The sequence below is a fragment of the Maritimibacter sp. DP1N21-5 genome, assembly GCF_019218295.1.
Classification (GTDB): Bacteria; Pseudomonadota; Alphaproteobacteria; order Rhodobacterales; family Rhodobacteraceae; genus Maritimibacter.
The window spans coordinates 484,643-507,895 of sequence record NZ_JAHUZF010000004.1 but is presented as its reverse complement, the minus strand read 5'-3'; the positions used below and the strand labels follow the sequence as shown (position 1 = coordinate 507,895).

Annotated in this window: 39 protein-coding genes; 11 read left to right on the top strand and 28 right to left on the bottom strand. The window is 63.3% G+C overall.

Going from position 1 to position 23,253, the window contains the following annotated elements:
- Positions 1–8 precede the first annotated feature (8 nt).
- From KJP29_RS07210 to KJP29_RS07075, 28 genes are all read right to left on the bottom strand, one after another.
- Positions 9–629: a hypothetical protein gene (locus KJP29_RS07210; RefSeq protein ID WP_218462885.1), complete on the bottom strand. Its 621-nt coding sequence runs from the start codon at positions 627–629 to the stop codon at positions 9–11.
- Positions 630–632: 3 nt separating this feature from the next.
- Positions 633–1,286 (bottom strand): DUF6682 family protein, encoded by a 654-nt coding sequence (locus KJP29_RS07205; protein ID WP_218462884.1) that lies wholly within the window; start codon positions 1,284–1,286, stop codon positions 633–635.
- A gap of 55 nt (positions 1,287–1,341) precedes the next feature.
- Positions 1,342–1,893 carry a hypothetical protein gene (locus tag KJP29_RS07200; protein WP_218462883.1) on the bottom strand — a complete coding sequence of 184 codons (552 nt, stop codon included), beginning with the start codon at positions 1,891–1,893 and terminating at the stop codon, positions 1,342–1,344.
- Positions 1,894–1,996: 103 nt separating this feature from the next.
- Positions 1,997–2,437, bottom strand: coding sequence for a hypothetical protein (locus tag KJP29_RS07195; protein WP_218462882.1), 441 nt, complete (start codon positions 2,435–2,437; stop codon positions 1,997–1,999).
- A gap of 64 nt (positions 2,438–2,501) precedes the next feature.
- Entirely contained in the window at positions 2,502–3,608 is a 1,107-nt protein-coding gene (locus KJP29_RS07190; protein ID WP_218462881.1) for a N4-gp56 family major capsid protein, read from the bottom strand.
- Between the two features lie 100 nt (positions 3,609–3,708).
- Positions 3,709–3,945: a hypothetical protein gene (locus KJP29_RS07185; RefSeq protein ID WP_218462880.1), complete on the bottom strand. Its 237-nt coding sequence runs from the start codon at positions 3,943–3,945 to the stop codon at positions 3,709–3,711.
- A gap of 33 nt (positions 3,946–3,978) precedes the next feature.
- Positions 3,979–4,923 carry a hypothetical protein gene (locus tag KJP29_RS07180; protein WP_218462879.1) on the bottom strand — a complete coding sequence of 315 codons (945 nt, stop codon included), beginning with the start codon at positions 4,921–4,923 and terminating at the stop codon, positions 3,979–3,981.
- Between the two features lie 13 nt (positions 4,924–4,936).
- Positions 4,937–7,207: a hypothetical protein gene (locus KJP29_RS07175; RefSeq protein ID WP_218462878.1), complete on the bottom strand. Its 2,271-nt coding sequence runs from the start codon at positions 7,205–7,207 to the stop codon at positions 4,937–4,939.
- Positions 7,200–7,667 carry a hypothetical protein gene (locus KJP29_RS07170; protein ID WP_218462877.1) on the bottom strand — a complete coding sequence of 156 codons (468 nt, stop codon included), beginning with the start codon at positions 7,665–7,667 and terminating at the stop codon, positions 7,200–7,202. Before KJP29_RS07170 ends, KJP29_RS07175 begins: the two co-directional genes overlap by 8 nt.
- Positions 7,664–9,280, bottom strand: a complete 1,617-nt coding sequence (locus KJP29_RS07165) for a hypothetical protein (RefSeq protein WP_218462876.1) — start codon at positions 9,278–9,280, stop codon at positions 7,664–7,666. Before KJP29_RS07165 ends, KJP29_RS07170 begins: the two co-directional genes overlap by 4 nt.
- A complete protein-coding gene (locus KJP29_RS07160; protein ID WP_218462875.1) occupies positions 9,277–9,681 on the bottom strand; it encodes a hypothetical protein in 405 nt (134 codons plus the stop codon). The genes KJP29_RS07165 and KJP29_RS07160 overlap by 4 nt, the downstream gene beginning before the upstream one ends.
- Positions 9,678–10,307, bottom strand: coding sequence for a terminase small subunit (locus KJP29_RS07155; RefSeq protein ID WP_218462874.1), 630 nt, complete (start codon positions 10,305–10,307; stop codon positions 9,678–9,680). Before KJP29_RS07155 ends, KJP29_RS07160 begins: the two co-directional genes overlap by 4 nt.
- 132 nt (positions 10,308–10,439) lie before the next feature.
- The gene (locus tag KJP29_RS07150; RefSeq protein ID WP_218462873.1) at positions 10,440–10,835 is read right to left on the bottom strand and encodes a hypothetical protein; all 396 of its coding nucleotides are present in this window, start codon (positions 10,833–10,835) and stop codon (positions 10,440–10,442) included.
- A complete protein-coding gene (locus tag KJP29_RS07145; protein WP_218462872.1) occupies positions 10,832–11,284 on the bottom strand; it encodes a hypothetical protein in 453 nt (150 codons plus the stop codon). The genes KJP29_RS07150 and KJP29_RS07145 overlap by 4 nt, the downstream gene beginning before the upstream one ends.
- Positions 11,281–11,601 carry a hypothetical protein gene (locus tag KJP29_RS07140; RefSeq protein WP_218462871.1) on the bottom strand — a complete coding sequence of 107 codons (321 nt, stop codon included), beginning with the start codon at positions 11,599–11,601 and terminating at the stop codon, positions 11,281–11,283. Before KJP29_RS07140 ends, KJP29_RS07145 begins: the two co-directional genes overlap by 4 nt.
- A 2-nt stretch (positions 11,602–11,603) precedes the next feature.
- Complete coding sequence (locus tag KJP29_RS07135) at positions 11,604–11,981, bottom strand: hypothetical protein (RefSeq protein ID WP_218462870.1); 378 nt, start codon at positions 11,979–11,981, stop codon at positions 11,604–11,606.
- A 129-nt stretch (positions 11,982–12,110) separates the two neighbouring features.
- Positions 12,111–12,494, bottom strand: a complete 384-nt coding sequence (locus KJP29_RS07130) for a hypothetical protein (protein ID WP_218462869.1) — start codon at positions 12,492–12,494, stop codon at positions 12,111–12,113.
- Entirely contained in the window at positions 12,494–12,685 is a 192-nt protein-coding gene (locus tag KJP29_RS07125) for a hypothetical protein (protein ID WP_218462868.1), read from the bottom strand. Before KJP29_RS07125 ends, KJP29_RS07130 begins: the two co-directional genes overlap by 1 nt.
- 2 nt (positions 12,686–12,687) lie before the next feature.
- Entirely contained in the window at positions 12,688–13,194 is a 507-nt protein-coding gene (locus tag KJP29_RS07120; RefSeq protein ID WP_218462867.1) for a hypothetical protein, read from the bottom strand.
- A gap of 6 nt (positions 13,195–13,200) precedes the next feature.
- A complete protein-coding gene (locus KJP29_RS07115) occupies positions 13,201–13,410 on the bottom strand; it encodes a hypothetical protein (RefSeq protein WP_218462866.1) in 210 nt (69 codons plus the stop codon).
- Positions 13,407–13,604, bottom strand: coding sequence for a hypothetical protein (locus KJP29_RS07110; RefSeq protein WP_218462865.1), 198 nt, complete (start codon positions 13,602–13,604; stop codon positions 13,407–13,409). The genes KJP29_RS07115 and KJP29_RS07110 overlap by 4 nt, the downstream gene beginning before the upstream one ends.
- An 89-nt stretch (positions 13,605–13,693) precedes the next feature.
- Positions 13,694–13,981, bottom strand: coding sequence for a hypothetical protein (locus tag KJP29_RS07105; RefSeq protein WP_218462864.1), 288 nt, complete (start codon positions 13,979–13,981; stop codon positions 13,694–13,696).
- On the bottom strand, positions 13,974–14,564 hold the full coding sequence (locus KJP29_RS07100) for an MT-A70 family methyltransferase (protein ID WP_218462863.1): 591 nt from the start codon (positions 14,562–14,564) through the stop codon (positions 13,974–13,976). Before KJP29_RS07100 ends, KJP29_RS07105 begins: the two co-directional genes overlap by 8 nt.
- Positions 14,561–14,851 (bottom strand): hypothetical protein, encoded by a 291-nt coding sequence (locus KJP29_RS07095; RefSeq protein ID WP_218462862.1) that lies wholly within the window; start codon positions 14,849–14,851, stop codon positions 14,561–14,563. The genes KJP29_RS07100 and KJP29_RS07095 overlap by 4 nt, the downstream gene beginning before the upstream one ends.
- Positions 14,844–15,269, bottom strand: a complete 426-nt coding sequence (locus KJP29_RS07090; protein WP_218462861.1) for a hypothetical protein — start codon at positions 15,267–15,269, stop codon at positions 14,844–14,846. The genes KJP29_RS07095 and KJP29_RS07090 overlap by 8 nt, the downstream gene beginning before the upstream one ends.
- 149 nt (positions 15,270–15,418) lie before the next feature.
- On the bottom strand, positions 15,419–15,652 hold the full coding sequence (locus tag KJP29_RS07085) for a hypothetical protein (protein ID WP_218462860.1): 234 nt from the start codon (positions 15,650–15,652) through the stop codon (positions 15,419–15,421).
- A complete protein-coding gene (locus KJP29_RS07080) occupies positions 15,649–16,488 on the bottom strand; it encodes a hypothetical protein (RefSeq protein ID WP_218462859.1) in 840 nt (279 codons plus the stop codon). The genes KJP29_RS07085 and KJP29_RS07080 overlap by 4 nt, the downstream gene beginning before the upstream one ends.
- Before the next feature lie 191 nt (positions 16,489–16,679).
- Entirely contained in the window at positions 16,680–16,922 is a 243-nt protein-coding gene (locus KJP29_RS07075) for a hypothetical protein (RefSeq protein WP_218462858.1), read from the bottom strand.
- A gap of 90 nt (positions 16,923–17,012) precedes the next feature.
- Between KJP29_RS07075 and KJP29_RS07070 the strand changes: the two genes are divergently transcribed.
- The 11 genes from KJP29_RS07070 to KJP29_RS07020 all read left to right on the top strand — a co-directional run bounded on the left by KJP29_RS07070 (position 17,013) and on the right by KJP29_RS07020 (position 23,245).
- Positions 17,013–17,327 carry a helix-turn-helix transcriptional regulator gene (locus KJP29_RS07070; protein ID WP_255553494.1) on the top strand — a complete coding sequence of 105 codons (315 nt, stop codon included), beginning with the start codon at positions 17,013–17,015 and terminating at the stop codon, positions 17,325–17,327.
- A gap of 351 nt (positions 17,328–17,678) precedes the next feature.
- Positions 17,679–17,867 (top strand): hypothetical protein, encoded by a 189-nt coding sequence (locus KJP29_RS07065; protein WP_218462856.1) that lies wholly within the window; start codon positions 17,679–17,681, stop codon positions 17,865–17,867.
- Positions 17,864–18,103: a hypothetical protein gene (locus tag KJP29_RS07060; RefSeq protein WP_218462855.1), complete on the top strand. Its 240-nt coding sequence runs from the start codon at positions 17,864–17,866 to the stop codon at positions 18,101–18,103. Before KJP29_RS07065 ends, KJP29_RS07060 begins: the two co-directional genes overlap by 4 nt.
- On the top strand, positions 18,096–18,485 hold the full coding sequence (locus KJP29_RS07055; RefSeq protein ID WP_218462854.1) for a hypothetical protein: 390 nt from the start codon (positions 18,096–18,098) through the stop codon (positions 18,483–18,485). Before KJP29_RS07060 ends, KJP29_RS07055 begins: the two co-directional genes overlap by 8 nt.
- A gap of 2 nt (positions 18,486–18,487) precedes the next feature.
- Positions 18,488–19,264 carry a hypothetical protein gene (locus KJP29_RS07050; RefSeq protein WP_218462853.1) on the top strand — a complete coding sequence of 259 codons (777 nt, stop codon included), beginning with the start codon at positions 18,488–18,490 and terminating at the stop codon, positions 19,262–19,264.
- Positions 19,261–19,515, top strand: coding sequence for a hypothetical protein (locus tag KJP29_RS07045; protein ID WP_218462852.1), 255 nt, complete (start codon positions 19,261–19,263; stop codon positions 19,513–19,515). Before KJP29_RS07050 ends, KJP29_RS07045 begins: the two co-directional genes overlap by 4 nt.
- Positions 19,512–20,693, top strand: a complete 1,182-nt coding sequence (locus tag KJP29_RS07040) for a recombinase RecT (RefSeq protein ID WP_218462851.1) — start codon at positions 19,512–19,514, stop codon at positions 20,691–20,693. The genes KJP29_RS07045 and KJP29_RS07040 overlap by 4 nt, the downstream gene beginning before the upstream one ends.
- On the top strand, positions 20,690–21,001 hold the full coding sequence (locus KJP29_RS07035; RefSeq protein WP_218462850.1) for a hypothetical protein: 312 nt from the start codon (positions 20,690–20,692) through the stop codon (positions 20,999–21,001). The genes KJP29_RS07040 and KJP29_RS07035 overlap by 4 nt, the downstream gene beginning before the upstream one ends.
- Positions 21,001–21,813 (top strand): hypothetical protein, encoded by an 813-nt coding sequence (locus tag KJP29_RS07030; protein ID WP_218462849.1) that lies wholly within the window; start codon positions 21,001–21,003, stop codon positions 21,811–21,813. Before KJP29_RS07035 ends, KJP29_RS07030 begins: the two co-directional genes overlap by 1 nt.
- A gap of 11 nt (positions 21,814–21,824) precedes the next feature.
- On the top strand, positions 21,825–22,082 hold the full coding sequence (locus KJP29_RS07025) for a DUF2312 domain-containing protein (RefSeq protein WP_218462848.1): 258 nt from the start codon (positions 21,825–21,827) through the stop codon (positions 22,080–22,082).
- 2 nt (positions 22,083–22,084) lie between these two features.
- The gene (locus tag KJP29_RS07020) at positions 22,085–23,245 is read left to right on the top strand and encodes a hypothetical protein (protein WP_218462847.1); all 1,161 of its coding nucleotides are present in this window, start codon (positions 22,085–22,087) and stop codon (positions 23,243–23,245) included.
- The last annotated feature ends 8 nt before the right edge of the window (positions 23,246–23,253 follow it).

Here is a 23,253-nt window from a genome sequence, read left to right as displayed (position 1 = left end):
GCGTCCCCTCAGAGCCAGCTTGGTTTCACCCGGAGCGGTGCCCGCGCGATGCCGGTGGCGCCCCGGGCGCTCAGTTCCCCGATCTTGGCCTCGAATTGCGCGATCAGATGCGCGGCCATGGCCGGGTTGGCGTAGTCGGTGCCTGGCAGGAGCATGAGCTTGCCCGCCGCGCCGTCCGCGATCACGTCGCCATAGTCGGAGATCACGGCGTCGGGCAATTCCTGCGCCCATGCGCCCGCCTTGGGCACGGTCAGCGACACGGTGATGTCGAGATCGCATTCGGTGAAGGGATAGACCGAGAGCTTGCCGACTTCCGCCTGGTAGAAGTGCGAGGGCGGAGACGCCGGGACCTCGCCGGCGGGAATATGGGCGGCCCGCGCCTTCTCAAGATCGAAGCCCGCATAGGTGACGCGGTGAACCTGCACGGCGCGGGTGTTCTCGGGCACGTCGAGCACGAAGGTCGCCGCCTCGATCGTCTGGGTGAAGGTCTCGCGCCAGATCGTGGTGCCTGACAGAAACTCGGCGGCGGCAAGCCGGATATGATGGATCGCGACCGGGCGCGCGCAGGTCGGAACGTGGATCAGCACGCTCGGCAGAAGATCGGCGATGTTCACCATTGTCGCGGCCATGGGTTATCCTCGCGCTGCCTTTCCGCGTTGGGTGTCGGGGTTGGAGTAGAGTTCGGACTTGGCCTTGTTGCCCAAAGCCACGTCGAAGAGGGCGCGGTGTGCTTGCGCCCTTGCGGCTGATCCGGGGATGCCCGCCTCCTTGGAGAAGGCGCGGAACAGAAGATAATCGGTCAGGACCGGGACAATCGCGGCTTTGGCGGTGATGTCGTCGGTGGTCTCGGTGATGACCGGGGGCACGCAACAGACCGCCTGGATGGAGCCGTTTCCGGTGTTGCCCGGATAGACCATGTATTCGCCCGGTGCCTCGTCGTCGTAGATCACGTGAAGCACCGCGTCGGTGAACGGGACCACGGCGGTGGTCGGCCAGCCCGGCTCCATCACGTCGAGGATATGGCGCTCGACCACGGTGATCGCGGCTCCGTCCGTGTTGCGCAGAACCCGGATCATCTGGGTCGCGGTGTCGGGGAGAACCTGATCGGCACCGGCCTCAAGCGATAGCTCGATGGTCGCGGCGAAGGTAGAAGGCTTGATCGCGGCGGTCTCGCGCACGGCGTCCTGCAACCACATGAGCATTTCGTGGGTTGTCCAGCGCACAGTGTCCACGTCTTGGAGGGTGAGCGCTGCGCGGTCGATTACGTCTTGTGCCGTGATGGTCATCGACCGCTCCGCTTATGGTGATCGGCGCGACCACGGGAGCCGCGCCGATGGGGTGTTACTGCTCGTCGGTCTTTGCCGCGTCGTCGTCTTTGTCGGTCTTGGTCTCGATGGCGGTCTTGCCCTCGTCGGTGACGTTGCCGTCCTCATCAATGACCGCAGGCGCGCTGGTGCGGCCTTCGGCGGAGGCTTTCGTCTCCATGCGCTCGCGGATTTTCGCAACGATGGTGTCGGGGTGCGCCTTGGCGTTGGGCGCGCGGCCAAACACTTCCTTGTAGGCATCGCGCGCCAGGTCCACATCGGCGGCCAGAGCCTCGAAATCGACGGTGCCAGCCTCGGTGGTCGGCCACTCGAAGCCCTCGGGCTCCTTGGTCGCGGCCTTCTTCTTGGTCGCGCTCGGCGGTGTCACGTCCTTGATGTCGGCGCGTTCCGGGTCATAGAGCCGGTAGCCGGGAATGGACAGGAGCCGTTGCTGGTGGTCGGTGTCATCGACCTCGGCCACGTGATGGCCCTGCTCGTTGGGCTTGAAGTGGTAGTCGATGCCGTCGCCCATGTCGATTTTCGAGCCGTTCGGGCGGATAAGCGTGGTCTGGATTTTCAGCGGGGGCATGGTGGAACTCCTCTAGGCGCTGGTTGGTGGTGGCGACACGCGGGGCCGGAAAAGGATGAAAAAAACCCCGCGTGCCGCCGGTCACTCGCTTCTCGCGGCGAGATCAGGTGGTGTAGTGGACAACCACGGTGAGCTTCTTGCCCGCGCCGGCCGCCACATCGGCGGAGAGCACGGCACCGAGCGCCCGGAGGTTGCCGGATCGGCCTTCGGCAAGACAGGCAAGGGTCGTGGCCTTGGCCGGGGCCGAGGTGATTGCCACGCCGTCGATGAACTCGTCACCAACGTTGCGGCTGTCGTCGTTGTCGCCATAGGTCCCGTCGATCCAGCCCACGTCCACCGAAATGGTGCCGAGCGAGGACGAGATGGCTTCCACGCCAATGACGGTGCATTCGGCGGGGATTGCGCCCAGCTCGATACCGTCCGTCGCGGTGGTATAGGCCACCGACGCGAAAGAGGCCTCGAACACGGCGGCCATGACGGTGCCGCCGATGGGGTTGAACGGGATGGGCGCCTTGCCCTTCGCCTGCGGAGATTGATGAAGCATCGCTGTGTTCCTTGTGGTCGGAAGAGTGAAGCCCCGCCGGGATCAGCCCGGCGGGGTGCGTTCCTTAGCCGTTGGGATCGGTCGCGGCGGTGTCGATGGCGACAACGCCAAAGTCCTTGCCGTTGAAGCGCGACTTCTTGAAGCCGAAGATGACACCCGAACAGATGTCGACGGAGTTGTTGAAGTCGTCCTTCTCTTCTTCCCACTGGAAGCGTTTGCCCGCCGGGGTGCCGTAGGCGATTACGCCCGCCTGACGACCAAGGGCGATGGCCCGCGCCGCATCCACGTTGGTGCCGACGCCATAGTCGTTGTAGCGGATGACGTGGTGGTGTTCGTGCAGCACCACGTCATTGATCATCCCGAGCCCGCCCTTGAAGATTTTGTTTTTCGAGCCCTCGGAGGCGGCGGCGGCTTTCTGGATTTCCAGCCAGCCGGTCGCGCCGGTGTCGGTGCGCATGTCGTAGCACTGATCGGGGGTCATCACGACCACGTAGCGCTCGGCACCCTCGACCACGACCGGCACAAGGTTCGCAAGCTGCGGGTTGCGCGCCCGCATCATCTTCGCCTTGTTCGAGAACTTCTCGATGACCGTGCGGGTCATCTTGTCGCTCGACGTGAGGTTGGCTTTGGCCGTCGCGGATCCACCGTAGATGATGTGATCTGCGTCGGGGGCCTCGAAGGCGTTGCCACCGTGACCGGCGAAGGGCGTGACCTCATCGTATTCGATGAAGTCCTCGTTGATGCCGGGGCCACCGGACAGATACATGAAGTGGATTTGATCCATGTAGGCCGCCCAATACTCGGTCTGGCGGGACTTCGCGACCATGCGCTGATCGTGGATCGTGCGCTTGCGCGACATGCGGCCACCGAGGCTGACGGGCGCACGCACCTGGTCGATGATCACTTCATCGGTGTAGTAGCGCAGGTTTTCCGACTTGCCCTTGGCGGTCTGGTCGCCGCGCACCGGCTTCTGGCGAAGCTGGACGGAGAGGTCGAACTGGATGCGCTCGCCCTGGTCCTTCTCAAGCTCGTCCTTCTGCTCGATGATATTGTTCGCACCTTTGCCGGTGAACTTCTTCTGCCAATACATGGCGAGAAGCGTCTCGGCGGCGAGTGCGGTGGAGTAGTGGCGGATCGCTTTGGGATCGCCGACAGGAATCACGGTCTGCATATAACACGTCCTCTGCTTGACCAAAATTGTTCAGCATCGGGCGCGTCCTGCACCTCTGTGCCTGCTGGTTTACCAGAACGGTTCCCCTTTTTGAAGATGGTTATTCCGGCGGCTGATCCGCGGGCTTCACCTGTGCCTCAATCCGGGGCTCCGTTTCTGTTTCCTTGATGTTGTCGTCCACCCACCCATCCCCACCGGGCAGGTATACGATCTTGTGTGAGGGCGGCGCATTGATCGACAGGATGAACCGTGACGACCGGGTGCGCTTGATCGTGAGTTCGATCGCCCCGATGTTGATCTGGTCGCCCGCGTTGACCTTCTTGATGTATCTGCCCATGCTTCCCTGCCTTCGTCGCCGCATGTCGCCCGGTCAGTAACCGCGCAACATCTGCTCCCGCTCGGACTCGGTGAGCCGGAGATACGCGGCCTCGCCGTCTGCCGCGCCCTTCTCGGCCGCGCGCTCGATCATGGCGAATTGCCCATCATCGAAGCCGCCGGGGGTCGTTTCCGAGCGCGGCATGTTGCGCAGGGTCTCGGGCGGCGTGCGAAGGTCGGTCTCGAAATCGTCGCGCTCGCCCTGATCGCGGGTCGCGGGCTCGTTCGGGGCCGGGAGGTTCTTGAGCCCGAGCTTGGGGGCCTGCACCATGAGCATCCGGTGCGCGGTTTCGAGGATTTCGGTCTGGTCGGTGTCGTAGAACGCCGGGTCGGCGTTGACCGCGCGCACGATCCGGTCGAAGGCGGCGAGCGCCGGCGACTGCTTGCCCTCGATGACCGCGTAGAGCTGCGGGAACCGCTTGGCATAGTCGATGTTGGCCTTCTGCCAGTTGTCGTTCCAATCCTTCTCGATCTTGGCCTTTTCGGCCTCGATCTGATCCAGATCGCGCTGGCGCAGGGCCTCGTGACGGGCGGCGTTCGAGCGCAGGTCCAGCGCCTCGTTCTCGGCTGCGGAGAGGGCGGCCTCGTATTCCTCGGCGGTGATCTCCCCGTCCTCGTAGTCGGCGAAGGCCTTGGCGCGGGTGTCCTTGAGTTCCGCGAGCTTGTCCTTGAGCGCATCCCCGGTCAGCACGTCTGCGGGGATTTCATAGACCTGCGGAGCCTCTTCCTTCGTGGGGGCCGGGTCTTGCTCCTGAGCTTTCGCAGCCGATTCCTGTTCGCTCTCATTCTCGGCTGTCGTGTCATCGGCGGCGTCATCCATAAGCAGGTCGTTGATCTCGTCGGGGGTCATGGTCTTGACCATTTCCCGCACGGTGTCCTCGGTCTGCATCCCGGATGGGTTCAGAATGGCGTTAGCCTGGGCGAATGCCTTGTCGTCCATAGTGGTGTTCTCCTTACATGGTCGGTTGAGGTTGGGATTGCGGCTGCTGCGGCGGGGCCAAGTGCGCGGCGATCTCGGCGCGGGCCTCCATCATCACCTGATCCGCGATGGACACGGCGGAGGGCGAGGACAGCGCGAGGTTGGCCAGTTCGAGCGCGGCCTTCTGTTTCGTCACCGCGTCGTTCTCCGCGCCGGTCATGATCCTGACCAGTTCGATGGCGGTTTTCTGGGCCTGCGCGATCTTCACGGCGGCCTCGGCCTCCATCTTGCCGATCTCCGCGTTCGCCGCGCGCTCCGCCATCTGCGCCTCCTTGTCGGCGGCGGCCATGCGGGCGGCTTCCTCGGGTGTGGGTGGCGCGTTCGGGTCCGCATCCGGGTCCTTGGCCCCGGTCATGGCGCGGATCCGCTTCACGGTTTCCTCGCGCTGCGGCGTGTCGAGCATTTCGACCATGAGATCGAGGAGGTTGATGACCATTTCCGGGGCCACGGGCGCGAGCTTCAGGAGCAATTCCATGAACTCGTCGGCCTGCGAAGCCCGGATCGTCGCGTTCCAGTCGTCCTCGCTGATGATGTAGTCGGCCTTGGTCCGGGCGATCCAGTCGTCAAGGATGCCGTCCGCGTTCTGCTCGTTGATGGTGATGAAGGTGGCGGCGCCGCGCTTGTTGGTGACGCGAAACTCTTTCTGCTCGGTCACGAATTGCTCGGTGAGCGCCAACATCTTCTCGCCGTGGACCTGCCGGGCGAAGCGCAGGTTGTCGAACACCGGCGCGGTGGCGAGGGCGCCTTGTTCCTGCCGGGCGATGATCGCCTTGCCGGAGACCGCGTTGGTCGTGCGGCCCATGGCCTCGTCGGTGATCCCGGTGATCGACTGGATCATGTTCACGCCCTCGGACATGAGCATGAGCTGTTCCTTGGCCTGCTGGCCGCCCTCCACGTATTCGAGCTTTGCGCCCGGCTTGATGCGGATGATCGCATCAGGCCGGTGCGCCTCTTCCTCGAAGGCCTCCCATCCATCGGGTTTCACCGCGTCGTCATCCACGATGATGCGCGCCGTGGAAATCAGGTGCAGCGCCTTGGTCGCACGCTTGTTGATGTCCATGTTGTTGGACTTCACGTTGCGGACAAACCCGTAGGGCATCCCGTTCGTGCTGTCGCGGTAGCACCAGATCGGGGTGAACGGATAGCGGTTGTGCCGGTAGGGGCTTTTCGAGAGCCAGAGAACGCCGTCATCGGTCATGATCATGACGTAGGTGCGCAGGATCGTCTTGCGGATGATCGAGGCACCGCCGGTCTGAAGGTCGACGTAGTGGCCGATGCTGCCCTCGTCGAAAATCTCCCCGGCGAACTGCCCGCCCTTCATGATCTTCTCTTCGGCGGGGAGCTTGAACCAGCACTCGATGAGGCGCACGCGGTCGCGGTCCTCGGAGTATCCGCCCGCGATGTAGGAGCCGAACGCGCCCTCCTGAACGAAACGCTCGCGCTCGTCCATGGCATCGTCGCCGAACCCGTCGAGCGTGCCCAAGATGCCGATGGTGAGGTTGCGCGTGGCCGAATGGCGCAGGACCCCGGCCCGGTTGCGGAACCGCGCCTTGGCAATGTCGAGGTCCACCCAGGCGGTGCGGAACTTGTAGCGCCCGTCCGAGAGGTCCATCTTCTTGGCCGCGCTGTCGAAGATCATGTTGCGCCACGATTCCGAGCCTTCGTAGATGGGCTCACCCTCGCTGTCGTCCTGCACGCCGCTTTCCATCCATCCCAGACCGGCGGTGACACACTCGGCGAAGGCCTGCGACCACTCAAACTCCGTCCGGTTCTGGTCGGCGATGTATTTGAGAAGCTGCGTCTTCGACTCGGCGGCGGCGGCACCTTCCTTGCGCCGGGGCAGGATTTTGTAATCCGTGCGACCGCGCCGCTCGGTGCCCAACAGGTAGTTGATCGAGGTCGCGGTGACGTTGAACGTGAGCGGAAGCTGCCCGCGCTCGTCCAGTGTCGCGAGGTCTTCTGGGGTCCAGTGGTGGCCGTGGTAGAACGCCTCGTCGCTGGCCATGGAAGCCCGGCCCTCGGACTGTCGGTCCAGTTCGGCGAGGTAGAGCCCGAGGAAGCGCCGATGGAGACCCTGCACCTGTGGGCTGTCGAGCTTGTTGGCCTTGATCGGCGTCGAGTGGCGCATCGCGGCTTCGGCGGGCCGGGAGAGGACGCGATCCTCGGGCAGTTCCGTCCGTCCCTGTGGCCGGTTCATGAGCGCAATCGACCGCGCGGCGTGCGGGTCCTGGTCCGTGTCATACATGATCCGTGATCTCCCGGTGCGTGATCTTGCCTGTGTCGTGGTCGCGATGGAGGACATCGGCCACGACTTCCCGGCTGTCGTCGGGGAGCGGCGGCATTTCGATGAGGATGTCCAAGTTGTCGCGGATGAGCGCGAGGACGCGGTTCTTGCGCTTGTTGTCGTGCTTGCCGAACCCGAGGGGCGTGGCGAACTCTTCGAGCATGTCCTTGATGAACACCGGATCGCCGATGGGCGGCTCTGCCCAACGGAACGCCTGATTGAGCGTGACGATGCAGGGCCGGGAATACTCGCTCTTGTAGGGCATGGACGTGGGCAGGATGACCATGCAGGGCTCGCCGTTGGTGATCATCCACGTGAACCGGGCGGTGAGATCGCCCTTGGTGACAACCCACGCGACGTGGTTGAGGTCGATGGCGAGTTTCGGGGCAGGTTGAGCGAGCCCCGGCAAGAGTTGTGTCATGCTGCTGCTCCTGATGCGCGTTTGCGCTTGCGTTTTGACGGCGGCGCGTAGCTGTAGAGGCTGGTTTCGGTCTGGGCCCATCCCATGATCGCGTCGGCACCTTCCGAGTGACCGTCGAGCTTGTTGGGTTCGCTCGACCACGCGCCTTGGGCGGTGTTCCACTTCTTGCGATACTGGTTGAGGTGGATGAGACCTTCCTTCGTGTTGGTCGCGTGCCACTTGCACTCGCTAAGGCGCTGCCGGGTCAGGTTGATGGCCGCGAGCTTGTCGTGGGTGCGCGGGACGATGTGGATGCGCCATTCGCTCGGCACGATCTCGGCCAGCATGTCCTGTGGGCTTGCGATCCGGTCGGCCTGCTGGCGCTGGTGCGCGGCGTCGTGGGGCAGGAACAGGCCCCGGATCAGGAGTTGCGTGGCGTGGAGTTCGTCCACGAAATACCGATAGGGTCGGCCCCATCCCTCGATGTAGCCCACCCACTGCATGTATCCGTCGATGTGCTGGCCGAGCCAGATCGCGGTGCCGTCCGAGTTGCCGATGTCCCACCACGTGAAGACCGGGACATGCCGCAGGATCGGAAAGTCGATGATGCGCCCGGACTGGCGTGCCGCGCCCATCTGGATCGCGAAGAACGTGCCTTCCGTGGACTTCTGCCAGCACTCATCGGGCGTGGACGGATATTCCTGCCACATCATCTCGCCGTCGCCGGCGAAATCCTCGTCGCGCACGCTCACATACCAGGCGCGCTGGCCCATGGTGATCTTCTTGCCGAGCTGGTGCTCAAGCTCATCGAAATACTGGTGGTCTTTCGGGCTGATGGACACGCCTTCGGGGTCCATCGTGTATTCGTCGGCCTCGTGCCACGGGAAGAAGTGGAAGCGGAATTGCCGATCGGTCAGGTTCGCGCGGGCTTCGGCGAGGTCTTGGGCGCGCTTGGCAAGCTCGTAGAAGTATCCTTCGGCGCCTTCGCTGGTGCTTTCGACAACCACGATGCCGCGCGCCGGGACAGAGGGGAGCGAGCCGGTCTTGACCTCGTTGGCGCGTTTGGGGAACGCGGCGGCGATCTTGCCAAGCTCGGATATGTGGAGCCGGTGGACGGTGCCGGAGCGTGTGGAGATCGCCACGCGGATCCCGCTGTTGTTGTGGGCGAACAGAAGCTCGTCCTCGGTGTCCTTTTGCAGCGGACAGGCCGCGCGCACCGCCGGGGGCAGGTTGTCGTAGGCGAATTTCACCTTGTCGCGAAAGATCGTCTGCGCCGCGGTCTCGCCGTGAGCGACGATGGCGCAGCGCTGGTCCGCGTTGAAGAGCGCGTGATCGAGCCAGAGGATCGCGATCAAGGTCGTGAAGCCGAGTTGCCGCGCCTTCAGGATGATGTTGCGGTAGTGGAGGTTGTCGAGGAACTTTGCCTGCGCCTTGTTGGGGCGGAACGGCAGGACGAAACCCGGGTCATCGGGGTCGTCGTCGTCCTTGACCATGATCTTGTAGAGCTTGCCCGAGAAGATGCGCCAGTGCCATGAGCGCAGGCACATCAACAGGTCCTCGCCCGTCTGAGGCTCGAATGAAGGGGCGACATAGACCTCTCCATTGGGCAATCGGATGGGCTTGAGGATCGTCAATTGAGGAACCTCTTGAGCGCGGCGTCGGCGTCGAGCGCGTCCAGCCGGGTTTCCTCGTCGTCATCCTCGGGTTGCTCGTAATCCTCGTCGTCGTCCTCGTCGCTGATTGCTATGATCGCGATGGTCAGGACGGCCGCCGCGATGATGGCGCGCGTGACCGGCATCCCGTTGGGCACGAAGGCTGTGAAAGGCCGCCAGGCTCCGGCCTCGGTGCGCACGCGACCGAACACGGCGGCGAGACGGTCATCCATGGTCGAGTGCGTCATGGATCCCGTGATCTCGATGGCGTGGATCGGCCCCACGCTGCTGGCCTGCTGTGGATCGGCCATGGCGCGCATGTCGGCCACGGCCTCCTTGGCGAAGCAGGTCAGGCAGAACGTGGCGTGGGCATGTGCGGTCATGGGTCGATGTCCCTATCGAGGTCGGCATACTGGTCGTCGGCTGTGGGTCCGGTGCGCACGGGTGCGGCCTGCTGCTGCGCTGCGATGGGCGCGCGGCTTCCGGTCTTGCTGATCTGGGCGAGGGCTTCGGCGAGGTCGGACATGCCGTCGCTCTTGTCGGCGTTGTAGAGCCCGAGGTGACGCATGAGCTTGTCGAGGGCGGAGAGCTTGTCGTGGAGCTTGACCTTGGTCCTGATCGCCTCGCGGGCGTCATCTCCGCGCCCGAGTGTGAACTCTTCCACGGTGATCTCGGCGACGGCGGCCATGATTTCGGCGTCCTCGCCGATGGTCGAGAAGTCGAAATACGGGAGCCCGTCATTCGCGATCCTGATGAACTGGCGGTAATTGGCGAAGGCGACGCGGGCGATTTCCATCAGCACGCGATCCTGGCTCACCTCCACGCGCTCATTGCGAGCTGCGCGCCGGGCGTTGAGGTGCTTGATGATGTGGGGCTGCTTGAGCATGGCCGAGGCCTGCGAGGCAGCATGTTTCTCCGCGTATCCTGCACGGACCGCGGCATTCTTGCCGTCGAGGTCGATTAGATATTCGTCCACGAACCGGGCTTGTTTTTCGGTCAGGTCGCCCATTTGCCCGCCGCTTACTGCTCGCGGGCATTGTGCCTGTGGAGAATTATCCAGTCAACGGACTGCGGGATCGGCCATTTGGAGGGTCTACTGGCCTGTCGGATTAGTAGGGCCGGTAATTAATCCGACGCCAGATCAGCCTTTGCGCAGGTGCGCGGCGTGTGCGTTGAGCCAGCCCGCACAGACGGTGACGCGGCCAGTGCGCCGATCCGGCATGTCATAGGCGCCGGTGTCGATGTCTCGACGCAGGCCCTTGTGGCAATGAAAGGCGGGACCTTCGCGCACGATCTCCTCCATCTGCGCCCATCGGTATGGGTCGGCCCGCTCGGGCGAGCCCTTGCGAAACGCGCAGTCGTCGCATGGCGTCGATTCCGGCCAGTCTCGAGTTTCCACGTCCTGAACGCGACCACATTCCAGGCACCGGCCCATGAGCGTGCCACTGTCGGGCAGGATCGTGGTTTTCATGTTCCGGGATCCGCAGGCACCGCATCGGCCCGCCTCGTCACCCTCGAAGTCTGGGCGCGCGCTCATGTGATCTCACCTGACTTGAACCTTTCCCACTGCTCGTCGTCCATTCGCTCGAAGACCTCGCGCATCTCGGCGATCTCAGGAAGAACATCACGCTGGTCGATCTTGGCATCACCCTTGAACCGGTCCCTGATCGTGCTGCGGTAGTCGAACAGGTCGCGCGGTGTTGGCTTCGCAAGTCGATTGACCTCAAACGGCTCCGCGTCTGGGTTGACCGCGCGCATCTCGGCGATCTGGTCGTCGGTCCAGCGGTCGGCCTTGGGTGGATCGACACGCTCATACCGGGTGCCGATGCGACCATCGCGCGGGTGGGTGAGTATCGGTCCCATGGCCCGGTATGTGCTCGCCTCACTGATGACAATGATGGTGTGCCCGACGAATATTCTGACGAGCGCCATTTCACGACCGACAGCATCATCGTCATCCCAGAAGGTGATTGCGTGCAGCCTCATGACTTAGCGATCCTCTCCTTCCACTCGTCCCACCCTTCACCGCGCTCGATGTCTTCGATGATCTGTCGCTCAACCTTAGCCATGAGGGCATGGACCAGTTGCGCCCGAACGGCGCGCTGTTTGGTGAGCTGGTGATAGAGCGTCAAATCTCGCATCTCGTTCGCGTAGAACACCGCGTCGTCCAGCGCGCGCCCGGAAATCTCGAAGGGGCGTCCTGTCTCGGGATTCACAAGGCGATGATTGAGCCTCCGCTCGGGCATTCCATCAATGCCGAACCATGTCCTGATCGTCGTGATCTTTTCATCGGTGAATGCCATGATCACTCTCCCAAGGCGTGGTGGCGCAGCGTGAACCAGAGCGGCCATGCCACGCCGGACAGGCGGCGCGTGAACAGGTCGCGGCCATGGTTGGGGCTCATACCGATGTGACGCCATGCGTCGGCGCGGTTTGTCTCGCCCAGACGGAAGGTCAGGGTGTCGACCAAGACCGCGAGGTCGTCGCCAGTGGGCGGCATATCCTCGACGGTATAGGCCATGAGGCGTTGCAAGGTCTCGGCGGTCTCGGCGGGCGCTTCGTCCATCTCCAAGATGGCCGCGCGTATCCGCAGGCGTTCGGGGCGGCGATCCACGGGGCGCAGGCTCATGTGGATGCGCTGGTATTCGAGAGCCATGGTCAGGTAGGCAAGTTTGTCGTCCAAGGGGGTCTCCTGTGCGTGATGGTCCGGGAAAACTCTTATAGGGAAATGTCCCTTAAATCAGCGGTTCTCCGGCGTGCAAACAGGCCGGGAGGTGATCCCCGGCCTGTTTGAGTTACGTTGTGCGGTGTTTCACCCTTCTTCCTCATCCACCTCGGCGTCGAAGTTGATCTTCGCCGTGGTCATGCAGGCATCGAAATCCACGTCGATCCAGCGGGCAAGGTGCATGAGTTGCGTGATTGCATCCGCGATCTGATCCTCGAGTTCATCGACGCCGGTCATCCTCTCCATGAGGTCGCAGAGAAACTGCCCCTCGGCGGCACGGTGCTGGTTGGTGCGCGGCATGGGATCGGTTTCGATGCGATGCTGCACGATGTCGTCACCAAGCCGATGCAGCGTCATTGCCAGTTCGACCATGGCAGGATGGGTTTCCGGCTCGAAACGTTGCTTCGTTTCCGGCGGCGCGGTGCCGAAATCGACGCCGATGAAAACCGAGTCGCTTGGTCTGGTCGCCATCAGTTGATCCTTTCGCAGAGCGCGTCGATGTCCTCGACGGTTAGGGGCGTGAGTATGCCGCCGTTGGTGGAGATGTCACCGGGCTCCCACTGGTCGCCTTCCTCCACCATGTCACGCTGCATGTAGCGAAGCGCGGCAAGGATCGTGGCAAGTTCGCGCAGATCTACGTCGATGGTGCGATTATCGCCCATGATCAGACCCCCGCGCGGTAGATCGCCAGAGCCTCGGGCTCGGGCAGATCGTTGAGGATGGTGGCGTCGGGGTGGCGCTGTCGGCACGTGCTGATGTGGCTGGGCTGAAGCTGCTGACCCTTCGCGGGTGTGATGAAGTAGACGCTTGTGTCACCGGGCATGGTGAACAGGACCTTGCGCTTGAGGTTGGAGCGCAGATCGCGGGTCAGGAGATAGTCATCCAAGAGCGCGCCGCAATGGAGTTCCAAATCGGCGGGCACGGGGTCGAAGCCCTCGCCGAGTTCGACGGCGGGCAGGTTGGCCTTGCACCATGCGTCCGCGCGAGCGTGTGCATCGCGGTTCTGATGGATGCTCGGGTTCGCGGACGGGTAGAAGTAATCCGAGCCGCCGGTGCCGGTGTTGCCCACGTTGCCGATCTTGCGACCGTCGATGTAGAGCGCCGCGTCGTAGCAGTTGGTTTCCTGCGAGGCGAAGGACGAATACTTGATGTTCTTCAGTTCGATTTTCATTGGATTTTACTCCTCTTCGTAGGCTTCGGCTGCGCCGGGCATGTCGATGGCGCCGAACGTGGCTTCAGCGTGCTGCGGGCAGTTGTGATGGGACGGGGTGTAGCGGTCGTCCGCGTTGGGCACGGGCGCGGTCTGGTTCAGGCACCATGCGTAGACCGCGCCGCCTTGGGCGTGCGCGATCAGTTCGGACCAGTAGCGGCAGGTCTCGCAGGTCACTGTGCGACCTCCGTGAAGAGCGTGAAACCCTCGTCATCCTTGAGCGAATGCGTGGCCTGCGGCCATTCGCGATGGAGCCGGGCGAGTTCGCGCAGGCCCTCGTTGATGGCGGAGCGAAAGCAGCGGCCTTCGACGGTGCGCGCGGCGATGGTCTCGCCAGTCTGGTCGGTGGTGTTGAGTTCGAGGGTGATCATCTTGGTGCCTCCTGTGGCGTTCGGCCTGCGCGTCATGCGCCGCCTTGCCTCTCTTATAGTGCGGGTATGGCGCACTATGCAATAGAGAATTATCTACTGGCTGACACTTCTGGCGCGCGCAGTTCTGCGATGACCCGCTCGACCGCCGGAACGAAATCCGCGCGGCGGCGAATTACCAGGCGCGCCGATGATCTGGCCCGCGTCCTGATGTCGGTCACGCTGATGACGAGCGAAAAACCGTAGTCGGCGCGCTCCACGTCCACGATGAAACCGTGCGCGGATGACGACCTCGCGAACCCGATCAGCTCGTCACCAGTGGAAACCTGAGACGCCAGAGCCGACGACAGGACCCCGGCGAGGAATTGCCGCCTATCCATGGTCTGGCTCCACCTCATCGAACTTCCCGGCCTCGTTCCCGGCGCTGTCCCATCCGGGCCGGGTCTTGCGGCTGAACAGGTCGAGACGGAACGCCTGCGGGTGCGCCAGGCGCTCGGCGTTTCGGTATGCTTCCTCGGGCTTCTCGCTGTGCCGGCCGCGCGGGGCCATGATCGTGCTGCGGATCGACTTGTCGCGGAAACGTGGATCCCCGATCTTGCCGATGAAATACGGCTCGCCGGTCTCCCGCATGACGTGGCCGGTGCCGATGGCAGGCCGGATCGGCTCGCTCTTGGTCGTCTTGAGCCACCAGCCCATTGTGACCGGCTTGATGCGCCATGCCTCCCAGATTTCGTTGACGCGGTGCGCGAACGCCGGGGTGATCCAGAGCCAAACGATACCCTCGCCGGTGAGCATGTCGCCGACACGGATCGCCGCGATCTCATCGAAGGTCATGGTCTGGTATTTCGAACCCGCGCTCCGCTCGCCGGGCTGGCCCCAATGATCGAACGCCCATGGCGGATCGGCCATGATGAGCCCGTATTTCATGAGCGGGATCTGCGAGAGGTCACGATAGGCGGTCATGACACCTCATCCTGTCTGCGCACCAGCTCGTGCCGCATCCACCCGACCAGGTTGTCGATCTGGATCGCCATGGTCTTGGCCGTGCCACCGTGCCTGCGCAGTGTGGCGACGTGGCGCCCGTAGTGGCCCCGGCAATTGCTGATCTCGGCATTGGACGTGCAGGCGCGCAGCGCAGCCTTGATCGTGGCCACGGTGACACCGCGCCCGTTGCCACGATCGGGGCACTTCGGGCACGTGTCGGGATAGACACCGCCGCAGACCTCGCAGATGAACAGGTTCTCACCCATGGCGCGCCCGTTCTGCGGCCATGAGCCGCCCAATCTCCATTTCGTGATACTCGGCGGCGCTGATGGTCGAGAGCCACCCGCCCTTCTGACCGCTCCTGCCCCTTTTGCGCGCCGGGAGACCGAGAGCGCGGCGGCGGCATGTAACCGTGTGCGCTCGCCTATATCCGCAGAAAGTGGCCATGTCCTGCGTCGAGACACCGGCGAGCCACATGCGCGTGAACGTCTGATCATCGACGCGCTTGGTCGACTCCCTGTTCCCGGTGCGCGGCGAGAGCCCGAGTGCTTTTGCCTTCCAACTCAGACCGGCGCGCGTGACGCCAAGCGCGGCTGCGATCCGCTCGGTCGGTATGTCGAGGCGCGACCACAGGGGGCGCAGGTCGTCGGCTGTGATGTTCATGAGAGGTGTTTGCTTCGGCATGTCGCTTCTTCCGCTCGTTTCGATGCTGGCGAGGCCATCCGGTTAGAAAGGGAGACCGGCGCTGCTCGCCGCGGATGTTTGGGCCCCAATGATACCCGGCACCGTCCGCTGACCACGTGCTTGCCCTGCACGCTCGGGAACTCAGGCCGTCACGGGGGCGGCTTCTCTGCAATCGACGCGGCCACACGAGCCAGCGCGTCGGCTGTTGGTTGATAGGTTGCCGCGAAGCGCCCGTTCAGCCGGGCGGCGAGTCCGCGATAGAGGGCGATACGTCCCGGCAGCGACTCCACGGGAAATGTTTCGGACCATGCCTTGAGCTTGAGCGTGACCCGTTTTCGGTCGCCGGAGAGGAACGCGCGGGCTCTGGGCGGGGTCTGGGTCATCCTTGACCCTTCCCGAGCGACTCGATGGTTTCGGCGATGTCGTCAGGAGTTCTTCGCCCGGAAGCGGATGTTTCGGCGTCTTCGCCCGTTTCCGTAGCCGTAGCCTTAGCCTTTGTCTTAGCCTTAGCCTTAGTCTTTTCTATAGTCTTTGTATTAGTCTTATTCTTTTCCGTTGTATCGGTAGGGCTATGGATAGGGCTATGGATAGGGCTATCCAATAGGGGTATCGGTATCTCTATTTGCAGGACCTCGGCGATCCGTTCGGCGGTCTCTTCGTCGGCGGCGAGGCGCCCGATCATGCGCTCGATGCGCATGGTCCTGACCAGGTTGACGGCCGCATTGTCGAAACCGGAGACGGCTTCCAGGATTTTCTCGGCCTCGGCGTGGTTGCTGCGAAGGTCCGACCGGCGCAGGCGACGAGCTTTCTCTGCCCAATCTTCGCGGCGCTCGAACATCGCGAAGACCAGATCGCAGGCCGCCGCATCGCGAACAGGCGAGGACGGCAGGTTCTGGATGACCCACAATGGTCCCTGAAGGTGCTTCCGGCTAGACAGCGTATTGAACCTGTAAAAGCCGGTGATCTGCACAAGACCCTCATCGGGGTCGTAGCGAATGAGCCCGACACTGGCCAATTCCTCGTAGGCGGCGCGCACGTTCTCGGTCGGCATCCTCAGGTCGATGGCCGACATATCCGGCGTGAGGACGAAGACTCCGGCGCTGCTGCCGTGGTTTGATGTGTGCAAATAAAGGTAGGTGAGCCGCGCCGCGTCCGATGTGAGACGCCTAAACCGCTGACTGCGCCAGATGTTCGACGCGACAATCCCGAAGTTTCGCATTGCCTACTGCCCCTTTTTTTGGACGAGGACCCGCGCCGGTAGACCTATGGCGCAGGCCCTCGCCGACCGGGCGGTGACAGCACCCGGTTTCTCCGTGAGTGATTGCGAAAAACAGGTTGTTTCCTGTCTCGCGGCTAATCGTCAGGCCCACCCGAGGCCACATGGGCCTAGTGCCACGGCGGGACGCGCGATCATTTCTTGTCGTCTGGTGCTTGATCCGGCTCGGCCACGTGGGCTTCAAAGACGCTCAGCTTGTCGTGGTATTCCATCACACGGCGTCGAATGGATCGCATGTTGTCCACGATGCGCGCATTTCCAAAGGCTTGGCGGCCAATGGTGCCTGGGGATTTCCCCTCACGTGCTGCGATACGCAAAACGCGACTGATCAGATGGTCGATCCGATCAACGTCCGAGTGTTCCGGTTCATTGTCCATGAAACCGGGTATTAGATTATAAGCAATCATCGCGCAAGATTGATTATTAGCAATTCGCCAATTGGCGATCAGGAGACTACTGTGAACAGCATGAGATCGTTTCGCGAATCCTTCATCCGCCGCCTGGACGAAACAGGCGCAACCGTCGCGGAAGTGGCTGACACTATTGGAGTGTCACGCCACCAGCTCTACAAACTCACGCATAGGAAAGTCGAAAGCACCAACGCAGACGACGCCGTGAAGATCGCAGCCTATTTCGGCATGTCGGTCGAAGAGTTCATGTCGGATGAACGCGCGTCCCTCTCGGATTTTGCACTACTTTTCGCGAAACTCACTCCCGAAGAGCAGGCAATGGTGGTGGCGCAGCTAAGAGGGCTCGTCGGCATGCGGGGTCCGTCTGCCTAACCACATCTGAAAGCCATTTCACCAAAGCCTCGCGCTGATCTGCGGTCAGCGCGCGCTCTAACCGATTGATTTCGGCCATTGCCCCGTCTCTTCCCAACTCTCAATCCCCTCTGAACAAGTCATTAAACGTGACCTAGGGTTGCATTGACCTTGAGGAATGTCATCGCTGTTCCGATTGCGAATTGGCAATAAACTGTTTCCCGTGGGGTTGACAGTTGCCAATTAGCAATTGTATCAGGGAGCGTGACGCGACGAAACCGCGTGTCATAGGGTCCCTGTTCGATCCTGCCTCAACCACTCGCTCGGTGACGACCTCCATGCGTCACCGAGCATTTTGACAAAGAGATACCGATGGCGCTGGAAATCCCCACGCCGGTCGGCGCGAACGTGATGTTTCGCGCCGAGCCGATGGATCATTACCAGGCGGGCCGGGTTATCGCCCGCTCCCGCGTCCGTGGTCGCGATCACTTCGACGTGGTGGGGCCGGATGGCGTCATCCATCACGATATCACCGACACCATGACCGCGACCGCCGCATGATGGAAACGCGGGTCTTCGTTGTCACCGATCCGGGCGAGCATTGCCGCGCCTGCCGTGGTCGCGGGGAAATCCGTGACGCCTACTATCGTGTGTCCATGACCTGCGACTTCTGCGGTGGCAGCGGCTCGCAATCGCTCGTCCTCGTCAGCGACGACAATACGCCCATCCATCCCGACGACACGCTCACCGCCGACCAGCGCCGCGACATAGACCGCGCGAGGTGGGACGATGAATAGACCCACGCCCCTGCACGACCAGCTTGATTGGCATCGCCGCACCCTCGCTGGCGAGCGCGTGCCCCGTGTCGAGGACGAGCCCGAATGTGGCTGGTTCAGCCGCCAGTTCGTGAAGAACGGGCCGCGCGTGCCCGTGCGCATCTATCTCGAACAGGTGATCGACCCCGAGACCGGCGAACTGGATGAGCCAGAGGTTCTGCGCTGCGAGGTTCTGGGCCAAGCCGCCGATCCGGTCGCGATCTGGCCGTTCTGCCGCGCGATCTCCGAGGCCGATTTTCACGACCTCACCGACAAGCACATTCGCGACGACCTGATGATGCGCGCCACCCACGCGCCCATCGACCTCACCGAAAACCCGACCAGACCCCCAAAAGGAGTATGACCTTGAGCGCTGCACCCACCCCCGGCAACATCGCCGCCGCCCCCGACCCGGCCCCGGCTGGCCATAACAATCCTCCGCCCTACGATCCCGAGGTCATCGCCTCGTTCAACCGCATCATTGACGAGTGGTCGGACGCGGGCGGCCAGTGGCTCGATCTGGGCGAGATCACGACCGAAGCGCAATCCAACCACCTGACCGACTTTATCTCCGGCGGGCGCAAGATCGCCAAGCAGGTGGAGGACGCGCGCAAGGCCGCGAAGGAACCCCACGACACCGCCGCCAAGGCCGTGCAGGCCGCGTTCGCACACCCGGAGGAGACCATCGACCGGCTGATCAAAGCCGCGCTCGCGCTACAGGCTCCGTTTCTGGCGAAGGAACAGCGCCGCAAGGAAGAAGAGCAACGCCGCGCCCGCGAGGAAGCCCGCCGCCGCGAGGAAGAGGCCGCTGCCGCACGCGCCGCCGCCGAAGCGCGCAACGACACCGCCGGGATCGTCGCCGCCGAGCAGGCCCAGAAGGAAGCCGAGAAGGCGGCAAAGGTCGCGAGCCGCGAGGTCAAGGCGCAGGGGAAATCCGCGTCCGGTGGCGGGCGCACAACCTCGCTCGTCACGGTGCGCCGCGCCGAGATCGTCTCCATCAACGCGCTCTTTATGCACTACCGCGACCGCCCCGAGGTCAGCGATCTTCTCACGCGCCTCGCCACCGCTGACGTGCGCGACAAGGACGTGGATGAAACCAAAATCCCGGGCATCCGCGTCATCGAAGAGAAGGTCGCCCGATGATCCGCCGCCTCTTCACGTGGTGGGAGCTGCGCCGGCCTCTCACCACCCGAGAAAAGGTGGAGGCGCTGTCGTCCGAAATCGACCGCCTCACCCGGCGCATACGGTCCGTGGAGCACGCGGTCTACGCGGACGAACGAGCCGCCGAGACCGCGCTCGCCCCTCTCTTCAAGGGCGATCTTGCGATGACGCCCGAGCGGATCGCCGACGCACTCGAAGCATTTCGCAGGCAACAGAAGGAGCCAAAAACGTGAACGCGAAGTCTCTCGACACCCTCAAGTCCCAATCACTCCGCGCTGTCGGAAACGTGCGGGAACTGCTGGTCAATGAAACCGCCAAGGAGCAACTGGCCACCATCGTCAGGGACCGGCTCGGCGCAGATCGCATGTTCGAGCTGGCGATCAACGCGATGCGCCGCACGCCCAAACTGCAAGACTGCGACCCCATGAGCTTCTTCAACGGGCTCATTCAGGTTTCGACACTCGGGCTCGAACCCAACACGCCGCTCGGCCATGCCTACCTGATCCCCTACGGCAAGGAATGCACGCTCGTCATCGGCTACAAGGGCTTCCTCGACCTCGCGCGCAAACACCCGAGCGTGGTGAGCGTCCACGCCGATGTCGTCTACGACGACGACGAGGAATGGTCCTACTGCTACGGGACCGACATGCACCTTCGCCACCGGCCCGGCCCCCGCGAAGGCAAGAAGACCCACGCCTACTGCTACGTGAAGCTCAAGGACGGTGAGGGCTTCGTGGTCCTGCCCGCCGCGCAGATCATCAAGACCCGCGACGGCTCGCAAGGCTGGCAGACCGCCGTGCGCTACAACAAGACCGCCAAGAGCCCGTGGACGACACACGAGGACGCGATGTTCGCCAAAACCGCCGTGCGCGCCATGGCGAACAAGGGCGAGATGCCCATGTCCAACGAGTTCCGTCTCGCGCTGCAATCGGACGACTCGCCCATGACCACGGCGATGCCGGGACAGAAGCGCGACGAGTTCGACCCGTTCACGCGGATCCCCGACGACGATGACGGCGATTTCATCGAAGGCGAGGCTCAGGAAGTCGAAGAGGACAAACCCGAGCCGAAGAAGCCTACGGCCACGGCGAGACCCAAGGCCGAGCCCAAGCCCAAAGCTGACCCCAAGCCGGAGCCCGAACCCGAAAAGGACCCGGAGCCGGAACAGGGTGACATGCTTGCACGGCAGGATGCGGAGAATGCCGCCGCCGCGCAGGCTCGGGCGGCGAGCGACTACGACAACATCGTCGCCAACTGCATGGACGCGCAGAGCCAGGACGACCTCGACCACATCGCCGCGAGCTTCGCCAAGGAAATCGACCAGATCAAGGCCGCCGACGCGGACATGCACGCGCGGCTCATGAGCGAGTTCACCGAGTTCGCCAAACAGTTCGAAGGAGACGATCAATGAAGCGCACTGACGACGAGAACGATTTCGCCGAAGTCGGCGTCATGAGTTCCTGCACCGATGGCGAGGCCATGTCTGCACGGGAGCCGGATAGCGGGCTCTACTGCGTGATCGTGGAATGGAAGCTCCACGGCCCCACGATCCTCGAGCTTGAGCGCGACCAGATGGACGATCATTCCACGCGGATGATCATGAACCGGTTCTCGGGCATGGCTCATGTCGTGCGTGTCTGCCGGGCGCGTCTCGTATTCGACCACGGCAATGAGGCCATGTTCGACGCCCTTTCCGCGAAAGCGCGCGCGCCGTTCTGATGGCCCGTCTCAACCCCGCAGAAATGAAGCGTCGGAAGGCGCGTGAGGGCAAACTCAAAGCTCTCCACGACTTCCGGCGGTTCAAGATCGGCACCGTCGCCGATGGAAACTCGCGCGTCCTCGCGGCGAAAGACGCGACCGGGACCTTGCACCCGAAGACCGTTCGGACGTGGGCTCCCGGCGAGACCGAAACCATCCTCAAGGATGGGCGCAACAGTTCCAAGATCGGCGGCGCCGTTCTGCGGGGTGAGATCAAGGGCGCGAAAATCCTGACCTTCGCGCTCGAAGAACGCGCGACCTGCCCCCGTGCCTGCGCTCATTGGCGCACCTGCTACGGGAATAACCTGCACCTGACCCGGCGTTGGTCGCCGAACTTCGCGATGTTCGGGCAGATCACGCGCGAGATCGAGGCGGCCTGCGCCACCTATGATCACGTTCTCATCCGGCTCCACGTCCTCGGCGACTTCTACAGTTTCGACTACCTGCGGTTCTGGGTGGACCTGCTGGACAAGCACGAAAACCTCTGGGTGTTCGGCTTCACCGCCCACAAGCCCGACACCGAGATCGGTCGCGGAATCGTCCGTGTCCGCGAAGCGCTCGGGCGCCGGTTCTCGATCAGACATTCCGGCGTCAGCGGCGAGTGGGGCACCGTGACCATCCCCTTTCCGACCGACGCCAAGCGCATCGGCGACATCATCGTCTGCCCGGAACAGCGCGCCGGAAACGGCGACGATCCCGACGAGACCAAACATTGCGGAAGCTGCGCCCTGTGTTGGCGCACGTCCGCGCCCATCGGCTTCATTCAGCACTGAGGAGACCAAGCATGAACGAAGATCACACCGCGACCAGCTACCGCGTGACCGCCGACGAGCTGCGCCAGTTCATCGAGCGTTTCGAGCGCCTCGAAATGGAGAAGAACGACATCGCCGAGCAACAGAAGGAGGTCATGGCCGAGGCCAAGGCGCGCGGTTACGACACCAAGGTCATGCGCAAGATCATCGCCCTGCGCAAGCGCAGCAGCGACGACATCGCCGAGGAAGAGGCGATCCTCGAAATGTATCGCGAAGCTCTGGGTATGTGATCATGGCGAGGATCACACTTACCAGGTCAAGTCTGACCCGCCCCCTCGCGCTTCTGAACAACGTGATCGACCGGCGCCTCACGATCCCGGTCCTCGGCATGGTCAAGGTCAGCCCCTTCGGCAAGAACCAGGTCGCTCTGGAAGGAACGGACCTCGAACGGCAGATCATCTGCCGGGTGGATGTCGAACGCGACGGGGATGTGCCGCCGTTCCTGATCCCGCTCAAGCTCCTGAAAGGGGCTCATTCCGGCGCGGGCGAAATCATCAGCATCGAGATCGACAGCAACCTCGAGGTTCTGAAGATCACCGCCGACGCCATGACTTTGACCGTGCGTTCGCACATGCCTGTCGATGACTTCCCGATCGTCAATCCGTCGATCGACATGGACGGATGGCGCTTGCTCGCCGCCGGGGTGACGCTCGCCCCGTCCGAGTGGAAGCGCATCATCACCAAGTCCCTGTTCTGCGCGAGCCAAGAGCCGAACCGATACTACCTGCACGGGCTGCACATCACGACCAAGCCCGATGCCACGACCGTGCGCGTGGTCGCGACCGACGGTCATCGCATGGCGATCATGGACACCGAGACCACGCCGAACGGCTCATTCGGGGACGAGAGCATCATCGTGCCGACGCCCACCGTCGAAACGCTCAAGCTCGCGCTCGGGCGCGGTGACGGAAACGAGCCCGTCGAGGCCCGGTTTGGGAAGTTTCATGCGGAGTTCGTGATCGGCAACACGACCCTGCGCACCAAGCTCATAGACGGGACATACCCGAACTACATGCGTGTGGTCCCGGACAAGGCGCCCGAAGCCGGGTGCGCCGGGCACATCACGCTCAACCGTCTTGGCTTCGGGCGATTCCACAAGATCGCGACCGCGCTAATTTCCGAGCGGACTGTGGTCTGCCGGTTCGATATCGAAACCGCACGGATGACGGTGAAGGGTCTGGGAGCGGAGGACGAGATTTCAGCGCCGGTGCAGGCGCGGTGCGAGGACGGGTTCAAGGTCAACAAGAGCATCGGCTTCAATCTCCGCTACATCAAGGACCTCATCGACGCGGAGCCGACCGTCACCATGACCGGTGACAGCGCGGAAAGCCCCATGATCGCGCGCGGCGAGGACCCGCTCGCGATGTGGATCCAGATGCCGATGCGCGTGTGAGGCCCGAC

Bases quoted from the DNA above. Each gene is read 5' to 3' on its own strand.
- KJP29_RS07210 (WP_218462885.1), bottom strand. From the start codon at position 629: ATGGCCGCGACAATGGTGAACATCGCCGATCTTCTGCCGAGCGTGCTG.
- KJP29_RS07205 (WP_218462884.1), bottom strand. From the start codon at position 1,286: ATGACCATCACGGCACAAGACGTAATCGACCGCGCAGCGCTCACCCTC.
- KJP29_RS07200 (WP_218462883.1), bottom strand. From the start codon at position 1,893: ATGCCCCCGCTGAAAATCCAGACCACGCTTATCCGCCCGAACGGCTCG.
- KJP29_RS07195 (WP_218462882.1), bottom strand. From the start codon at position 2,437: ATGCTTCATCAATCTCCGCAGGCGAAGGGCAAGGCGCCCATCCCGTTC.
- KJP29_RS07190 (WP_218462881.1), bottom strand. From the start codon at position 3,608: ATGCAGACCGTGATTCCTGTCGGCGATCCCAAAGCGATCCGCCACTAC.
- KJP29_RS07185 (WP_218462880.1), bottom strand. From the start codon at position 3,945: ATGGGCAGATACATCAAGAAGGTCAACGCGGGCGACCAGATCAACATC.
- KJP29_RS07180 (WP_218462879.1), bottom strand. From the start codon at position 4,923: ATGGACGACAAGGCATTCGCCCAGGCTAACGCCATTCTGAACCCATCC.
- KJP29_RS07175 (WP_218462878.1), bottom strand. From the start codon at position 7,207: ATGTATGACACGGACCAGGACCCGCACGCCGCGCGGTCGATTGCGCTC.
- KJP29_RS07170 (WP_218462877.1), bottom strand. From the start codon at position 7,667: ATGACACAACTCTTGCCGGGGCTCGCTCAACCTGCCCCGAAACTCGCC.
- KJP29_RS07160 (WP_218462875.1), bottom strand. From the start codon at position 9,681: ATGACCGCACATGCCCACGCCACGTTCTGCCTGACCTGCTTCGCCAAG.
- KJP29_RS07155 (WP_218462874.1), bottom strand. From the start codon at position 10,307: ATGGGCGACCTGACCGAAAAACAAGCCCGGTTCGTGGACGAATATCTA.
- KJP29_RS07150 (WP_218462873.1), bottom strand. From the start codon at position 10,835: ATGAGCGCGCGCCCAGACTTCGAGGGTGACGAGGCGGGCCGATGCGGT.
- KJP29_RS07145 (WP_218462872.1), bottom strand. From the start codon at position 11,284: ATGAGGCTGCACGCAATCACCTTCTGGGATGACGATGATGCTGTCGGT.
- KJP29_RS07140 (WP_218462871.1), bottom strand. From the start codon at position 11,601: ATGGCATTCACCGATGAAAAGATCACGACGATCAGGACATGGTTCGGC.
- KJP29_RS07130 (WP_218462869.1), bottom strand. From the start codon at position 12,494: ATGGCGACCAGACCAAGCGACTCGGTTTTCATCGGCGTCGATTTCGGC.
- KJP29_RS07125 (WP_218462868.1), bottom strand. From the start codon at position 12,685: ATGGGCGATAATCGCACCATCGACGTAGATCTGCGCGAACTTGCCACG.
- KJP29_RS07120 (WP_218462867.1), bottom strand. From the start codon at position 13,194: ATGAAAATCGAACTGAAGAACATCAAGTATTCGTCCTTCGCCTCGCAG.
- KJP29_RS07110 (WP_218462865.1), bottom strand. From the start codon at position 13,604: ATGATCACCCTCGAACTCAACACCACCGACCAGACTGGCGAGACCATC.
- KJP29_RS07105 (WP_218462864.1), bottom strand. From the start codon at position 13,981: ATGGATAGGCGGCAATTCCTCGCCGGGGTCCTGTCGTCGGCTCTGGCG.
- KJP29_RS07100 (WP_218462863.1), bottom strand. From the start codon at position 14,564: ATGACCGCCTATCGTGACCTCTCGCAGATCCCGCTCATGAAATACGGG.
- KJP29_RS07095 (WP_218462862.1), bottom strand. From the start codon at position 14,851: ATGGGTGAGAACCTGTTCATCTGCGAGGTCTGCGGCGGTGTCTATCCC.
- KJP29_RS07090 (WP_218462861.1), bottom strand. From the start codon at position 15,269: ATGCCGAAGCAAACACCTCTCATGAACATCACAGCCGACGACCTGCGC.
- KJP29_RS07085 (WP_218462860.1), bottom strand. From the start codon at position 15,652: ATGACCCAGACCCCGCCCAGAGCCCGCGCGTTCCTCTCCGGCGACCGA.
- KJP29_RS07080 (WP_218462859.1), bottom strand. From the start codon at position 16,488: ATGCGAAACTTCGGGATTGTCGCGTCGAACATCTGGCGCAGTCAGCGG.
- KJP29_RS07075 (WP_218462858.1), bottom strand. From the start codon at position 16,922: ATGGACAATGAACCGGAACACTCGGACGTTGATCGGATCGACCATCTG.
- KJP29_RS07070 (WP_255553494.1), top strand. From the start codon at position 17,013: ATGAGATCGTTTCGCGAATCCTTCATCCGCCGCCTGGACGAAACAGGC.
- KJP29_RS07065 (WP_218462856.1), top strand. From the start codon at position 17,679: ATGGCGCTGGAAATCCCCACGCCGGTCGGCGCGAACGTGATGTTTCGC.
- KJP29_RS07060 (WP_218462855.1), top strand. From the start codon at position 17,864: ATGATGGAAACGCGGGTCTTCGTTGTCACCGATCCGGGCGAGCATTGC.
- KJP29_RS07055 (WP_218462854.1), top strand. From the start codon at position 18,096: ATGAATAGACCCACGCCCCTGCACGACCAGCTTGATTGGCATCGCCGC.
- KJP29_RS07045 (WP_218462852.1), top strand. From the start codon at position 19,261: ATGATCCGCCGCCTCTTCACGTGGTGGGAGCTGCGCCGGCCTCTCACC.
- KJP29_RS07035 (WP_218462850.1), top strand. From the start codon at position 20,690: ATGAAGCGCACTGACGACGAGAACGATTTCGCCGAAGTCGGCGTCATG.
- KJP29_RS07030 (WP_218462849.1), top strand. From the start codon at position 21,001: ATGGCCCGTCTCAACCCCGCAGAAATGAAGCGTCGGAAGGCGCGTGAG.
- KJP29_RS07025 (WP_218462848.1), top strand. From the start codon at position 21,825: ATGAACGAAGATCACACCGCGACCAGCTACCGCGTGACCGCCGACGAG.
- KJP29_RS07020 (WP_218462847.1), top strand. From the start codon at position 22,085: ATGGCGAGGATCACACTTACCAGGTCAAGTCTGACCCGCCCCCTCGCG.